This is a genomic window from Pseudomonas sp. Leaf58 (genome assembly GCF_003627215.1).
Classification (GTDB): domain Bacteria; phylum Pseudomonadota; class Gammaproteobacteria; order Pseudomonadales; family Pseudomonadaceae; genus Aquipseudomonas.
In genome coordinates this window covers 2220946-2235769 of the sequence record NZ_CP032677.1, presented here as the reverse complement: position 1 = coordinate 2235769, position 14824 = coordinate 2220946, and the positions used below count along the sequence as shown (strand labels likewise).

General features: G+C 63.2%; 12 protein-coding genes. 5 read left to right on the top strand and 7 right to left on the bottom strand.

Translation table 11 applies throughout. The features are described 5' to 3' along the window. Window position 1 precedes the first annotated feature (1 nt). From DV532_RS10495 to DV532_RS10480, 4 genes are all read left to right on the top strand, one after another. Entirely contained in the window at window positions 2-895 is an 894-nt protein-coding gene (locus DV532_RS10495) for a DUF6708 domain-containing protein (protein ID WP_056800827.1), read from the top strand. After that, window positions 892-1149: a PAAR domain-containing protein gene (locus DV532_RS10490; protein WP_056800825.1), complete on the top strand. Its 258-nt coding sequence runs from the start codon at window positions 892-894 to the stop codon at window positions 1147-1149. The genes DV532_RS10495 and DV532_RS10490 overlap by 4 nt, the downstream gene beginning before the upstream one ends. A gap of 290 nt (window positions 1150-1439) precedes the next feature. After that, window positions 1440-1835, top strand: coding sequence for a histone-like nucleoid-structuring protein, MvaT/MvaU family (locus tag DV532_RS10485; protein WP_056800823.1), 396 nt, complete (start codon window positions 1440-1442; stop codon window positions 1833-1835). Between the two features lie 313 nt (window positions 1836-2148). After that, window positions 2149-3474: an MFS transporter gene (locus DV532_RS10480; protein ID WP_056800821.1), complete on the top strand. Its 1326-nt coding sequence runs from the start codon at window positions 2149-2151 to the stop codon at window positions 3472-3474. A 108-nt stretch (window positions 3475-3582) separates the two neighbouring features. Here the strand turns inward: DV532_RS10480 and DV532_RS10475 are convergent, their stop codons facing one another. The 3 genes from DV532_RS10475 to DV532_RS10465 form a co-directional block, all read right to left on the bottom strand. Continuing rightward, the gene (locus tag DV532_RS10475) at window positions 3583-4398 is read right to left on the bottom strand and encodes a sugar phosphate isomerase/epimerase (protein ID WP_056800819.1); all 816 of its coding nucleotides are present in this window, start codon (window positions 4396-4398) and stop codon (window positions 3583-3585) included. 30 nt (window positions 4399-4428) lie between these two features. Continuing rightward, complete coding sequence (locus DV532_RS10470; RefSeq protein WP_082476984.1) at window positions 4429-5481, bottom strand: Gfo/Idh/MocA family protein; 1053 nt, start codon at window positions 5479-5481, stop codon at window positions 4429-4431. Between the two features lie 140 nt (window positions 5482-5621). Next, on the bottom strand, window positions 5622-6398 hold the full coding sequence (locus DV532_RS10465) for an IclR family transcriptional regulator (protein WP_056800817.1): 777 nt from the start codon (window positions 6396-6398) through the stop codon (window positions 5622-5624). A 192-nt stretch (window positions 6399-6590) separates the two neighbouring features. On the opposite strand from DV532_RS10465, the gene DV532_RS10460 reads away from it, so the two are divergent. Next, window positions 6591-8303: an FAD-dependent oxidoreductase gene (locus DV532_RS10460; RefSeq protein ID WP_056800815.1), complete on the top strand. Its 1713-nt coding sequence runs from the start codon at window positions 6591-6593 to the stop codon at window positions 8301-8303. Between the two features lie 62 nt (window positions 8304-8365). Here DV532_RS10460 and DV532_RS10455 read toward each other — a convergent pair whose 3' ends face one another. The 4 genes from DV532_RS10455 to alr form a co-directional block, all read right to left on the bottom strand. Continuing rightward, on the bottom strand, window positions 8366-11248 hold the full coding sequence (locus DV532_RS10455; protein WP_056800814.1) for an HD domain-containing phosphohydrolase: 2883 nt from the start codon (window positions 11246-11248) through the stop codon (window positions 8366-8368). A 350-nt stretch (window positions 11249-11598) separates the two neighbouring features. Continuing rightward, a complete protein-coding gene (locus tag DV532_RS10450) occupies window positions 11599-12312 on the bottom strand; it encodes an NAD(P)H-dependent oxidoreductase (protein WP_056800812.1) in 714 nt (237 codons plus the stop codon). 48 nt (window positions 12313-12360) lie between these two features. After that, window positions 12361-13551 (bottom strand): pyridoxal phosphate-dependent aminotransferase, encoded by a 1191-nt coding sequence (locus DV532_RS10445; protein ID WP_056800809.1) that lies wholly within the window; start codon window positions 13549-13551, stop codon window positions 12361-12363. 24 nt (window positions 13552-13575) lie between these two features. Then, window positions 13576-14805 (bottom strand): alanine racemase, encoded by a 1230-nt coding sequence (gene alr / locus DV532_RS10440; RefSeq protein ID WP_056800808.1) that lies wholly within the window; start codon window positions 14803-14805, stop codon window positions 13576-13578. Window positions 14806-14824: the final 19 nt, after the last annotated feature.

Below are 14824 nucleotides of genomic sequence, written 5' to 3'. Positions count from 1 at the left end.
CATGGCAACCATTTGGATATTCAACACCACATCCGACTCAGGTCCTAAACCTGCTATTGGCGGGCAGCTATTAAATTTATCTAACAATACCTTATGCCTAAGAAACCCATGGGTAACAGACTCCGTTTTCATGGGAAAGCTGTACTGCGCAATGATCATCATATTGATGATGGGTATTTACCCTGATCTGTTTTCCAGCGAAGCCTGGGGCCCATATACCTTCAGCCCCATCTTGATCGCTGGAACAGTAATTGGACCTTTTATCTTCCTTCCTTTTCTGGCCTATCGAATTTATCTCATAAAAGGACTATCAACCTTCTGCCTCAACCGCAATGCCAGAAAAATCTACTATCGACGTTTGAGCAAGGTATTAGTTTTCGACTGGAATAATACCGGCGGAGGTATTTTCAAACGCACTGAGTTCGGTGGTTCATCCTTCAGCACCAGCTACGCCCTTGCCTTCGCCCCTCGCCGGGAAGACGGCAGCCTCCACCAAAAAGATTGCCTCTGGGTTGACAGCAACGAACCCACAGAACCCGGCGTCAAGCACGTGGCGGAAGTCTGGGAATACCTCCGCCACTTCATGGACCACGGCCCGGACAAACTCCCCCCACCCGGCGAACCCAACTGGTGGCACAAGCCGCTGCACGCCATCTGCCTGACTCCGGCAGAAGCCTGGCGCCACTATGCTCCCTGGCGAACCGGCGAACCCGGTGAAATGCAGGGCAAGAAGAACTGGCAACTGCCGTTCTGGGCCGTGCTGTTCCCCTACAACCTCATCGTCGCCATCTGTTGGTACTTCGTCTGCAAACTGTTCAAGGTCCGTGCGGCACCACCGCCTCCAGCAGCCTTCGAAGAAGCCCCGGTTAAACCAAGCAAAAGGAAGCGCAAATGAAACCCATCGTACTCGTAGGTCATCGCCATAGCTGCCCGATCCATGGCGAAGGGATCGTGGAAACTGGCGCAAGTGCAACATTCGTGGACGGCCGGGAGGTCGCGCGCGTGGGCGACCGTGTCAGTTGCGGCGCCATCATAGAAAGCGGTGCTAGCTGCACAATCATCGAGGGCCAATCCGCGGCTAGGGAGGGCGACACAACCAACCACGGAGGAACGCTGGTCGAGGGAGACCCGGGTTGGCTCGTTGACTAGCGGCAAAAGCCAACTATCTGGACGAAGTAAAGTCTGTCAGACAAACGTTTTGGGCCGTCTGCGGCCCAACGTCGTCGGGCGCCCCAAAGGCACAACCTCATTAGCAACTTTATTAATACACCAAATTTCCATTGTAAGAAGATACTTACACCCTCAACTAAAAAACAAACAAAATCACGGACTACGACACCAGCATTACCCGCCAAGAAAATTTTCACAAATTATTTCCCTGCTTGCATTCTCCCCCAACAGCCACTAACACTACCCCCATCAACCGATGGAGAAACACCATGTCCCGCCTCGCCGAATATCGCGCACTCGAGCGCTTGCTCGCTAGCAAAAGGTCCGAACTGTCCGTCATAAAAATCGACCCCCGCCTAAGACGTGAATTCGAGTTCGAGAGCAAACTCCATGATTTGCTTGCCGAATACCAATTCGGCCTATCGGAAGTACTGGCCCTCAGCGAAAGTGAGCGCAAGAGTAAGAATAACGGTGACAAAACTCGAAACTATTGGTTACCCCCTTCACCACTCCCACGTTTCACAGCGCGGCAAAGCAAATATTACAGAAACCCATACACCGGTGAGGTAGTAGAAGCAAAAAGCACGTTGCATAAAACCGTCAAAATATGGATTCAGCAATACGGCCGGGTGGAAGTCGAACGCTGGGCAACTGTGTGGATGTGATTGCACTTAAAACAGTTAATGCCCTGCCCAAAACACTCTCCACTATCAACCCTCACCTCCCACTTACCCTGCACCGGCCTGCCGCATCGAGCAACGAGGGCCTACGCCGTCTACCCTCAATGTACGTTGCCCGCCTATCGCACCCGCAGGCCAACGCTACCGTTCGATAACCGAACACTAGCCCCTCCCTTGAATTGACGCTGCTGTTTTCACTGCTCACCATGCACCGGCCTTGCGTGCCCCACCCTGCCTGGGAACCGGCCACGTACCGGTAGCACCGCAGCTGAATACAATTTCAAGAAATGAGCAGTCTATGAACCATTCCAAGACCATCCCCGCCGCCCCTCGGATGCCCCAGGGTTCAATCGGCGACAAGCTTCGCGGCGCCTTCGGCGTCGGCAAGACCCGTTGGGGCATGCTCGCCCTGGTGTTCTTCGCCACCACCCTGAACTACATCGACCGTGCCGCCCTCGGCATCATGCAGCCCGTCCTGGCCAAGCAGATGAGCTGGACGGCGATGGACTACGCCAACATCAACTTCTGGTTCCAGGTCGGTTACGCGATCGGCTTCCTGCTACAAGGCCGACTGATCGACAAAGTCGGGGTAAAACGCGCGTTCTTCTTCGCCGTGCTGCTATGGAGCCTGGCCACCGGCGCCCATGGCCTGGCCACCTCGGCGGCTGGTTTCATGGTCTGCCGCTTCATCCTTGGCCTGACCGAGGCCGCCAACTACCCAGCCTGTGTGAAGACCGTGCGCTTATGGTTCCCGGCGGGTGAGCGGGCCATCGCCACCGGCCTGTTCAACGCCGGCACCAACGTCGGCGCCATGGTTACCCCGGCCCTGCTGCCGCTGATTTTGGCCGTGTGGGGCTGGCAGGCCGCGTTCATCGCCATGGGCAGCCTGGGCCTGGTGTGGGTGGTGCTGTGGCTGCTGAAGTACTACAACCCTGAAGATCACCCCCGCGTGCGCCAGAGCGAGGTGCAGTACATCCAGCAAGACGACGAGCCCGAGCCAACCCGCGTGCCGTTCAGCCGCATCCTGCGCCTGCGTGGCACCTGGGCCTTCGCGGTGGCCTATGCGATTACCGCACCGGTGTTCTGGTTCTACCTGTACTGGCTGCCGCCGTTCCTCAACCAACAGTACAGCCTGGGCATCAATGTGACCCAGATGGGTATCCCGCTGATCATCATCTGGCTGACCGCAGACTTCGGCAGCATTGGTGGCGGCATCCTGTCGTCCTGGCTGATTGGCCGTGGCGTGCGTGCGACTACAGCGCGGCTGGTGTCGATGCTGATCTTCGCTTGCACCATGGTTAGCGTCATCTTCGCCGCCAACGCCAGTGGCCTGTGGGTCGCGGTGGCGGCCATCTCGCTGGCGGTGGGCGCGCACCAGGCGTGGACGGCAAACATCTGGAGCCTGGTGATGGACTACACGCCCAAGCACCTGGTGAGCACCGTGTTCGGCTTCGGCAGCATGTGCGCAGCGATTGGCGGCATGTTCATGACCCAGATCGTCGGCAGCGTGCTGACCGCTACCGACAACAACTATGCCGTGCTGTTCACCATGATCCCGGCCATGTACTTCCTGGCGCTGGTGTGGATGTACTTCATGGCACCGCGCCAGGTCGAGCGCGCATAAGCGCGCAGCCACTTACCTCTACGGGGCCCTTGCGGGCCCTTTTTTTGCGCAGGCCGATAGGCGCTTTATGTGCAGGCGCGGCCTAGCTCAGGGCATGCGCACCTACAGTCAGACCGTGGCCAACACCGCCCTGGCCTTCTCCAACGCCATGCGCGCGCGCTGTTCGCCGCTGATGCCCTGCTCCAGCAACTGCCGCGTGGGGATTTCCAGGCTCAGCGGCACGTTCGCCGGCAAGCTGCGCAACAGGCCGACCAGGTCGGCGTCGCCCTCACCCGGGAAGCGCCGCTCATTGCGGGCCTGGCGCAAAATCTCGTCCATGGTGGCCGGCACTGGGCCGGCGACGTCGCACAGCTGGGCATAGCGCATGCACTGCGGCGCCAGGTGCGCCAAGTCGTGCAACGCAGAGCGGGAGCGGTTGAAGTGGAAGGCGTCCACCAGCACGCAACCATTGGCGCGGTCGGCGTTGGCTACCACCCGCATGGCCTGGCGCAGGTCGCGCACTTCGGTCCAGGGCATGAATTCTAGGTGCGGATGAATGCCGAAACCCGCCGCCAGGTCGCACAACGCGGCGAAGCGCTCGGTCAAACGCGCCTCATCCGGGTCGTTGCCGGCCACCAGCAGTTCAGTGCCACCCAGCTCGGCTCCCACCGCCAAGATCGGCTCGAAATCGGCCACGCAGGTTTCCGGTTTCAGGCGCAGGATCTCCAGGTCAAGCACCTTGATGCCCGTGTCGCGCAGGCGGGCCTGGGTGTGCCGGCGCAGGTCGGCATCGGCCACCAGCGGAAAATGCTGCTCCTGCTCGGTGGCCGGCACCAGGCGCAGGCCAACGTGGCTGTAACCGGCGCGGGCCGCAGCCTCTACCATGTCCGGCGGGGACAGTTCCAGGACCGTCAGGGCCGCCAGGGAGAAAATTCGATCAGTCATCAATCGTCACCAGAATAAGTAAAGGATGCACTAGCCAATTTGCTCGGGCGCACAGGCCCGGCCGCTTTGCGCTGCCTGGCGGATGGCCTCGACCAACGCCAGGGTGCGGCCACCGTCGGCGGCATCGATCAGCGGCGCTTGTTCACCCCGGGCAACCCGCACGAAGTGCTGCAGTTGCAGGGTCAATGCTTCGCCGGCGGGAATGCTTTCCTCGCGCTGCAACAACGGCGTATGCCAACCCGCCCCCACCTCGGCGTAGTGCCAGCGCTTGAGCTGGGGAATGCTCAGCGCGCCCTGGGTGCCGGCCAGCAGGTAACACGGCTGGCCATCCTGGCGCGGATAGACCGGGCTTTCACCGGAGTCCAGCTCCCAGCTCCAGGGCGCGGCCACCGCGTCGGAGCCGGTCAGGCTGCCCAGCGCACCATTGGCGAATTGCAGCAGCACCGCCGCGCTGTCTTCATTGGCAAACCCGCGTACATCGTTGCGGGTGAACGCCTGCACCTGCACCACCTCGCCGCACAGGTGGCGCAGCAGGTCGAGGTCATGGATCAGGTTGGTCAGCAAGAAGCCAGCGCCCGGCTCGCGGCGCCAGGGGGTTTCGAAGTAGCTTTCGGGCTTTTGCAGCTGCCACAGTGCGGTGACGTTGATCAACCGCCCCAGCTTGCCGTCGGCGATCACCTGATGGGCCTTGGCGATCAGCGGGTTGTGCCGACGGTGGTGGCCGACCAATACCGGCACATTGCGCCGGCGCGAGGTTTCCACCAGCGTGCGCACTTCATCCAGGTGCACGCCCACTGGTTTTTCCACCAGCACCGCTACGCCGGCCTCGACGCAGTCCAGGGCGGTGGCGACGTGCAGGTTGTTCGGGTTGGCAACGATCACTGCCTCGGGCCGCACGCTTTCCAGCATGCGCCGGTGGTCGGCCAACCACGGTACGCCGCATTCGGCGGCGAAGGCCTCGGCTTGCGGGCTTGGGTCGGCCACGGCGCACAATTGGGCCTGCGGCACATTGAGCAAGTGCTGGTAATGCTGACGGCCCATGCTACCAGCGCCGATCAAGGCAATACGAAGGGGTGGGTTCAACAGCCTGTCCTCTTGTCATTGTTGTTTCAGTGATTCTGAAACTGCGTTCCACAATCAACGCTGAACAATTTAGAACCAAGTCCCGCTTTTCAGAACTAGCGGCAGCACAGACTGTGCGGTAATCGACCAGTAACGTGCCCTCAGGCGAAGAGCTCGCTGGCCGGGCTGGCCGCCGATAGCTCCTGCGCCGCCGCCAGCAACAGCGGCGCGAGCTCTGCCAAGCGGCTTTGCGCCAGGCGGGCACTGGGCCCGGCGATGCTCAGCACGCCGATCACCTCGCCACTGTGCGGGCGCCGCACCACCGCCGCCAAGGCCGCGGTACCGATGGCCGAGGTTTCTTCGACCCAGGCATAACCGCGCTCGCGGGCGCGGTGCAGGTAGGTGCGCAACTCGTCGGTGGAACGTGGTGCATTCGGGCCGAACTGCGCCGGGTCGGCAATGCCCTGGCGCAGCACCATTTGCAACGCCTGCTCATCGTCCAGGCTGGCCAGCCAGGCATGCCCGGATGCGGTATAGAACAGTGGCGCGTCGCGGCCCATGTCTGGGTCGTAACGCAGCCCGGAGCGGGCGCCCTGGGACTTGGCGATCCAGGTTTGGCGACCACCGTCGATCACACCAAGGCGTACCAACTCGCCGCTGTCCTGGGCGAGGCGGTCGAGAATCGGCTGGATGATGTCGGCCCCGCTGTTGGCCAGGTAACGAAAGCCCAGTGCCACCAACTTGGCCGACAGCTGGTAGCGGCTGTTGTCCCGGTTCTGCCGCACATAGCCCAGCCGCACCAGTTCGGTGAGCATGCGGTGGGCGGCGCTCTTAGGGATGTCCAGCCGCTCGGCCAGGGTTTGCAGTGCCAACCCCTGCGGCTCACCGGTAAGGCTTTCTACAAGACTGAAGGCGCGTTCGATCTGACTACCAGCCATGACACAGGTCCCTGAAATTTTCGAATTCTAGAAGATGATTCCACAGCCTCGACAGCCATCGCAGCCAGGGCCGCACGAAGTGTCCGGTTATCGCCCATTTCCGGCCCGTGTTGACCGCGGCACCCTTGCGGGCCGATGCCCTGCCGATAAGAATGTGGAACCTTGTTCCAATAACAATACAGGAAACCCGTAATGCCTTCCGCTCCCTTGCAAACCGAATGCGATGTACTGGTCATAGGTTCTGGCGCCGCCGGGTTGGCTGCGGCGGTGACGGCTGCCTGGCATGGGCAGAAGGTGATCGTGGTAGAGAAAGAACCGGTGCTCGGTGGTGCCACGGCCTGGTCCGGCGGTTGGGCTTGGGTGCCACGCAACCCGCTGGCACGCCGGGCCGGCATCGAGGAAGACATCGAGCAGCCGCGCACCTACCTGCGCCATGAGCTGGGAGCCTATTACAACGCCGAGCGCGTCGACGCGTTTCTCGAGGCCTGCCCGCACATGGTGGCGTTTTTCGAAAAGCACACGGCGTTGCAGTTTGCCGACGGCAACGCCATCCCGGACATGCATGGCGACACGCCGGGCGCGGCCCAAGGCGGGCACCAAGTGATTGCCGCACCCTATGACGCCCGCGAGGTGGGCGCGCTGCTGCCACGCCTGCGCAAGACCCTGCGCGAAACATCATTCATGGGCATGCCGATCATGGCCGGCGCCGACCTTGCCGCGTTCCTCAACATGACCCGCTCACCCAAGGCCTTGCTGCATGTGTGCAAACGCTTTGGCCGCCACCTGTACCACCTGGCCCGGTATGGCCGGGCGATGCACCTGGTCAACGGCGTGGCACTGGTGGCACGCCTGGCCAAGTCGGCACAGGACCTGGGTGTGCAGCTGCAGGAGTCAGCGCCGGCCAAACGCCTGCTGGTCGAGGATGGTCAGGTACGCGGGGCGCTGGTGGCGATGCCGCAAGGCGAGCTACTGATCCGCGCCAAGGCCGTGGTGCTTGCGGCGGGTGGTTTCCCCAACGACAACGCCCGGCGCCGGCAACTGTTCCCGCGTGATGCCAGCGGCCACGACAACCTGGCCCTGCCCCCCAAGGGTTGCTCGGGTGACGGCCTGCGCCTGGGCGAGTCGGCCGGCGGTGTGGTCGCCACCGATTTGAAGTCGCCGGTGGCCTGGGCGCCGGTTTCGCAAGTGCCGCACCGCGACGGCAGTGTCGGCCACTTCCCGCACATCATCGAGCGCGGCAAGCCGGGCATCATCGGTGTGTTGGCCAACGGCAAGCGTTTCGTCAATGAAGCGCATGGCTACTATGACTACGTGTCGGCCATGATCGCGGCGGTGCCACAGCATGAGGAAGTGTGCTCGTGGCTGGTCTGCGACCATCGCTTCCTGCGCCGCTATGGCCTCGGCCATGCCCGCCCGGCACCGCTGCCGGTGTGGCCGCATGTGCGCAGCGGCTACCTCAAGCAAGGCGCCACGCTCGAAGCGTTGGCTACCGCCTGCGGCATCGACCCTGACGGTTTACGGGCCACGGTCAGCGACTTCAACCGCCATGCCCGCAACGGCCAGGACCCGGCATTCGGTCGCGGCTCCACGCCGTTCAACCGCAAGCAGGGCGACCCGCAGCACAAGGGGCTCAACCCTTGTGTGGCGCCCATCGAGCATGGGCCGTTCTACGCGGTGAAGGTACAGCCCGGCTGTTTTGGTACCTTTGCCGGGCTACGAACCGACGGCCATGCCCGGGTGCTGAATGAGGCTGGGCAACCGATCGTTGGCCTGTATGCAGCGGGCACAGACATGGCCAGTGTGTTTGGTGGTTGGTACCCGTCTGGCGGCATCAACCTGGGCCCGGCGCTGACGTTTGGCTATGTGGCCGGGCGGCATATTGCCGGGGCGCAGGGGTATGAATGAGGTGAGCGCTCACTGACCGCTAACTGGCTGATGTGCAGCGATCCACCGAGGCTGATTTGTACTCAGGCTGGGCAGTGCATCTGCCCCAGCCAATACGCCACATCCACCTCATCGATCTGCTCGGCGCGCAAAAAGCGCTCAGCATACTGGCGGTACACCCCACTGCTCAGGAACAGCTGCAGCAGTTGCCCGTCGATGTGCCCGTCGCGGGCCATGAACACCAGGATTTTCACCGACTCGGACAAGGTCTTCGGCGCCTTGTAAGGGCGGTCGGCCGCGGTCAGCGCCTCGAAGATATCGGCAATCGCCATCACCCGCTCGGCAATCCCCAAGTCGCGCTCGGCTAGCCGGCGCGGGTAACCGCTACCGTCCATTTTTTCGTGGTGGTTACCTGCGATGGCCGGTACCCGTTTGAGCTGGCGCGGGAATGGCAGCGAGCTGAGCATGATGATGGTCTGCACGATGTGTTCGTTGACCTTGAAACGTTCCTCGTCATTCAGCGTGCCGCGGCGGATCGCCAGGTTGTACAGCTCGCCGTGGTTGCTGGCGTGGGCCGGCAGGCGCATGTCGAAACCCCAACGGTTGCGCGGGTCGTCCTTGGCCACCGGCGGCTTGCGTGGCCCCCAAGGCACGCAGTGTTCCGGGCGGTCGGCAAGCAGCGGTTCATCTACCGGCAATACTGGCGGCGGCACGCCGGCAAAGCGCTCTGCCTCATCACGGGAAATGCCCAAACGGTTGTCGAAGTGGCGCTGCCAGCGGCGCTGGCCAATCTGCTGCAGGCGTTCGATGTCGGCATCCTGCATGAACTCACCGCCGATATTGGCCTGGGCGATGAAGGCAAACTCCTCCTGCAACTGCGCCTGGCTGCGCGCCAGGGTGGCTTGCAGGACCTGCGGTTCGGCACCGCTTGCCAGGCCTTGCCAGTAGGCCAACTCGGCATCGCGCCACAGCACCTCGAAGCGCATGCGCACCTCGTGGATGCGGTTGTTCAGGCCCTCAAGCTTGGTCGCCTTGTCTACCACGTACTCAGGGCTGGTGACCTTGCCACAATCGTGCAGCCAGGCGGCCACACGAAATTCGTAGCGTTCGCTCTCGGTCATGCTGAAGTTGGCGTAGGGGCCGCTGTCGGCCGCCACCGCCTGGTCCAGCAGCATTTGCGCCAGCTGCGGCACCCGCTCGCAGTGGCCACCGGTATAGGGGCTCTTGGCGTCGATGGCATCGGCCAGCAGCTTGATCATGGCATCCAGCAGGCGTTGCTGGGCTTCGGTCATTTGCCGCGTTTCAATAGCCACCGCCGCCACCCCGGACAGCTCCTCGACAAAGCGCCGAAACGGCTGGCCCACCTGCTCGTGGGCATGTTCATCGCCCAGTTGCAGCACCAGAATACCCAGCAGCGCCTGGCTGCGATCATTCAGCACCACTGCCAGGCTGTGCTCGCGCAATCCGAGGGCTTGGGTCACCGCAGCCGCCAGGTGTGGTTGGGCTGCCTCATCCACGGGCAGCTCGCCCGGGTATTGCTCGCCGCGGCAGGAGGCGGCCAGGCGCAGCAACGCATGCTCGGCATCGAACAGGTACACCACGCCGGTGTTGACCCCGGCAGCCTCTACCAGGTGGGTCAGCACACCGTCGAGCATGCGCGCAAGGTCGCGCTCACGGCTGAGTGTGAGGGTGATCGCCTGAAAGCTGCGGATGGTGCCCGACATGCGGCTCAACACACGGCTCAATTCACGCACTTCGGTCACTCGCGAATGCACCCCCACTTCGCGGCTGAAATCAAAACCGGCCACGCCTCGCACCTGTTCGGCCAGTAGCCGCAAGGGGCGACCGATGCGCCGGCCGAGCACGCCGCCGAGTACCAGCAGCACAGCCATTAGCACTGCGGTCCAAAGCAACTGCTCGAACAACACCGCACGCGCGCCGGCCAGCAATTCATGGCCTGGCACGGCAATCAGCACCTGCAGGTCTTGCCCAGCCAGAGTGCTCAGCTGCACGCGCATGCCATACCAGGTCTGGCCGTCGACCTGGTAAGGCTGCACTTGGCCGCCTTGTGGCAGCTCGGCGTAAAGGTGCTCGAGGCTGGGGATGCCCAGTTCACCAATGCGCGACAGGCGCACCGCCTGCCCTTCGTGGACGATTACCCGCTGCAAGTCTGGGTAGGCCACTGCATTGCCCTGGTCGTCGACCACGACGATCTCGGTACCGGGGGTCATGCGCAGGTCCTGGGTTTCGCTGGCCAGGTCGTTGACCGAGACGTCCATGCCAATCACCGTCCCGCCGTCGACGCTGCGTTGCGCCATGGTCAAGCCGATTTCGCGGGTGGTGAAGAACACATAGGGGCGCGTCAGCACGGTGGTGGTTTGGGCGCTGGCTTCGGCAAACCACGAGCGCAGGCGCGGGTCGTAGCGGTACTCGGGTTTGGCCTGAGCGTGCAGCAGGTTCAGCGCCTGGTCGTAGAAGCGCCACTCACCCTGCACCGCCGCGCCCTCGCGGCTGACGCTTTGCACCAGGAATGCCGTGCCCGGCGGTGCGGCGTAACGCTGTAGCAATTGCGGCTCGCGGATGCGCCGTACCAGCAGGAACTCACCGTTGGGGTAGCCCATGTAGGCGGCGCTGAGCATGCGGTTGGCATTCAGCATCTCGACCAGTTGCGGCAGCCGTTGCAAGCGCTGCGCCAGGGTTTGCGCAGTCGGGTTGAAGGCGAGCAGGCGGATACTGCTGTGCGCCGGGTCGATCAGGCGCCGGGCACGCTCGTCGATGGTCTTGCCAATTTGCTGGGCAGCATCACCCGCGGCAGCCACCAAGGTCTGGCGGATGCTGTGATAACCCTGCCAAGCCAGGGCAGCACCAAGCAGCGACATGCCCAGCACGATGGCCAGCGCCACCAGCCACTGCAGTGAAAGGCCACGCCCGGAGTTGCCAACACGACCAGTCGACACGCAGCCCATCGCAGGTACTCCATGTGTGGCGATTCGAAAGGAGCAGCCAGGACGATCATGCAGGCCGAAGCCATTCGCAGGCAGCAAGTGGGGCCGCGTGGTAGCACATAGCCCAGGCCCGTCTTGGCAGCAGTGTAGAGCTGGCCCGGGGTTTCTGCCGGCTAGGCAAAAAAATAGTGGCCCGCGCTGATAAAGCGACTGGGCTGTGAGGTGCTTGTCACAATAATCTCATCGCCTTCGAGGTCAAGCGCCGCGCGGGCGGCGCTCGATCTGTGCATCACCTCAGTTCCCAAGGCATGCACTTGGAGCCCCCACCTCCCCAACCAGCAAATCGCAACCTGTGGGCGCGGCCCCGTGGTTCAGCCAGGGTTTGGCGAAAGCGGGTACAACGCTTCATCGAACTGCGCCAACCGCGGAAACACCAGCGGCTGGTCGTCCGAGAGCTGCTCCAGCCGCTGCCGGTACTGCTGCAAGAAGCCCTGGCGGGCGTCATCGCTGATGTAAGGCACATGCCAAGCCACGAACGGCGGCAACACCTCGAAGCCGACATAAGCCAACGTACCGCGCAAGATCGGCCGCAACATGTCGTCCAGTGGACCGTGGATCGCCCCTTCACCAAACATGTGCTCGCGCCCGCCCAGGGTCACAGTCACCAGCGCCTTCTTGCCCGCCAAGCCACCCTGGTCGTAGAAGCGCTTGCCGCCATAGCACACCCCCGACACCAGCACCCGGTCGATCCAGCCCTTGAGCATGGCCGGCGCCGAGAACCAGAAGATCGGAAAGTTCAGCACCAGCAAGTCGGCCCACAACAGCTTGTCCAGCTCCTGCTGGATATCCGCGGCAATGGCCCCACGCTTGACCCCTTGGCGCTGCTCCAGGGCATACACCAGGTACTCGGGGTTCTCGCGTTGGGTAAAGTCATCGGCACTGGCCACCGGGTTCCAGCCCATGGCGTACAGGTCGCTGACCTGCACCGGGTGGCCCTGGGCACGAAAAGTCTCCACGGCCTGGTCACGCAAGGCAGCGGTGAACGATTGCGGCTCGGGGTGAGCATGGACGATCAGTACATTCACAAACGATCTCCTTACCAGACTGGATGTCTTTCAACGGGGGGCTCATGCTCACGCACGGCCCGGCGCCTGCATCAGCTCAGCCGCGCAGCAGGCGATACGCCGGCAGGCATCGGCCAAGGCCTCGTTGCCCAGCACCAGGCCCAAACGAATGTGCCCGGCAGCGCTGGGGCCAAAGGCTTCGCCGGCGAGTACCGACACGCCTTGGCTGTCCAGCAGGCGATTGGCGAAGGCCTGGGCGCTGAGGCCGGTCTCGCGGATATCGACCATCACGAACATGCCGCCGTCGGGCTTCAGTGCTTTGACCCCCGGGCAGTTCGCCAACTGCTCGCACACCAGGTCGCGGCGCTGCCGATAAGCCTCGCGCATGCTGGCCAGCTCGGGCAGTTGTTGCTCCAGTGCCACCACGGCGGCGTCCTGGATAAAGTCCGGAGAGCCGTACAGCATGCACAAGGCGAGGTTTTCCAGGTGGGTGGCCAGCTCGGCTGAGCCAACCACCCAGCCCACCCGCCAGCCCGTCATGGCATGCGACTTCGACAGGCTGTTGAGGGTGGCCGTGCGCTCGGCCATGCCCGGCAGGCTGCCGGGGCTGACATGCTCGCCGTCGTACAGCAGCTCGCTGTACACCTCGTCGGAGATCAACCACAGGTCATGGGCGACGCACAGTTCGGCCAGCGCGGCCCAGGTGGCGCGTGGCAAGCTCGCCCCCGAAGGGTTGTGCGGGCTGTTCAAGGCCAGGGCGCGGGTACGCGGGGTGATGCGCTCGGCCACATCACGCGGGCACACGCGAAAGCCGTTTTCCGGCTTGACCGGCACCGGCACCACCTTGGCGCCACAGGCACCGAACACCGCCTCGTAGGTGACGTACATAGGCTCGGCGACTAGCACTTCGTCGCCTGGGTCAAGCACGCACTGGGCCACGCAGTACAGCGCGCACTGGGCCCCCGCCAGCACCGTCACCTGGTCGGCGCCGACGGCCTGGCCGCTGCGCTGTTGGTGGCGCTTGGCGATGGCCTGGCGCAGCGCCAGCTTGCCGCGCACATCGGCATAATGGGTGTGGCCCGCACGCAGGCTGCCGATGGCCGCTTCGACGATTGGCGCGGGGGTGTCGAAGTCCGGGTCACCCACCGACAGCAGCAAGATGTCCTTGCCCTCGGCCTGTAGCGCCAAGGCGCGGTAGTGGATGTCCCAGGCCGCGGCCCCGTCGCCGGCGATGCGTTGGGTGAGCTTGGCGTAGCGCATGGCAATCTCCCTTCAATGGCGGTTTCAGTCGACGAGGATCTTCGGGTTGGAACTGCCCCACACGGTGTACAAGTCGGCGAGTAGCGCGCCGTTGATGTCTTCCATTTCGGCCTGGGTGATTTCACCCCCGGCCTGTTTGCCGAACAGCACCACTTCGTTGCCACCCTTCACATCGGGGAAGTCCGTGACATCGACCATCAACGTGTTCATCGACACCTTACCCACCACCGGCACACGATGCCCGTTGATCAGCACATGGCCCTTGTTGGTGAATGCCCGGCGGTAGCCATCGGAGTAGCCAACAGTGATGTTGGCCAAGCGCGAATCACGCGCCAGGGTAAAGGTGCGGTCGTAGCCGACGGTGTTGCCGGCCGGGTAGCTGTGCACCGCCGCCACGCGCGACTTGAACTGCATGGCACGTTGGTATTCGGTGTGCGTCGGCACGGTGTCACCAAACAGCGCGCCGCCAGTACGTACCATGTCCAGGCGCGCTTCCGGCACCTCCAGGGTAGCGAAGGAGTTGGCGGCATGCAGGGTGAGCTTGCTGCGATCGAGCTTGGCATGCTTGATCAGCCAGGCGGTCTGCTCGTTGAACGCCGCCAGGCCTTTGCGCACATCGTCTTTGTCTTCAACCGCGAAGTGGGTCATCAGCGCCACCAGCTTGAGGTGTTTCTGGTCGGTGATCTGCAACGCTTCGCCACGGCCGGACCAGGTGGACATTTCTACCCCGTTGCGGCTCATGCCACTGGAATTCAACGCCATATGGATGCGCAGGGTCTTGCCATGGCGCTCGGCGATAGCATCGACCTGGCGGGCGAATTCGGCGCTACCGACCAGCTCTTCCATGTCGTACTGCAAGGCATCTTCCACTTCGCCAAGGCTGGCTAGGCGTACCCGCACCAGTTGCCCAGTGAAGCCGCTGGCTCGCACAACGCGGGCTTCCTCGTTGCTGGCCACCGCCACGCAGGGCACGCCCTGGGCAATGATCGACGGCATCACCAGGCCGACACCGTGGCCGTAGGCATCGGCCTTGAGCACGGCGCACAACTTGGATTTGCTGCCCAGCTCGGCCTGCAAGGTACGGATGTTGTGTTGCAGCGCGCTGGCGCTGATTTCGACCCAGGCGTTGCTGGTCTGCACAGTCAGGGCTGTGGTGCCGTTGTCCATCGACAGCGGCGGTGCGGCGTACAGCGGGGCCTGACCGGTGATCAGCAGGGCCAGGGATGCAGCCAACAGGGTACGGCGAAATGGCATGGTGGTTTCTCTTGTTTGT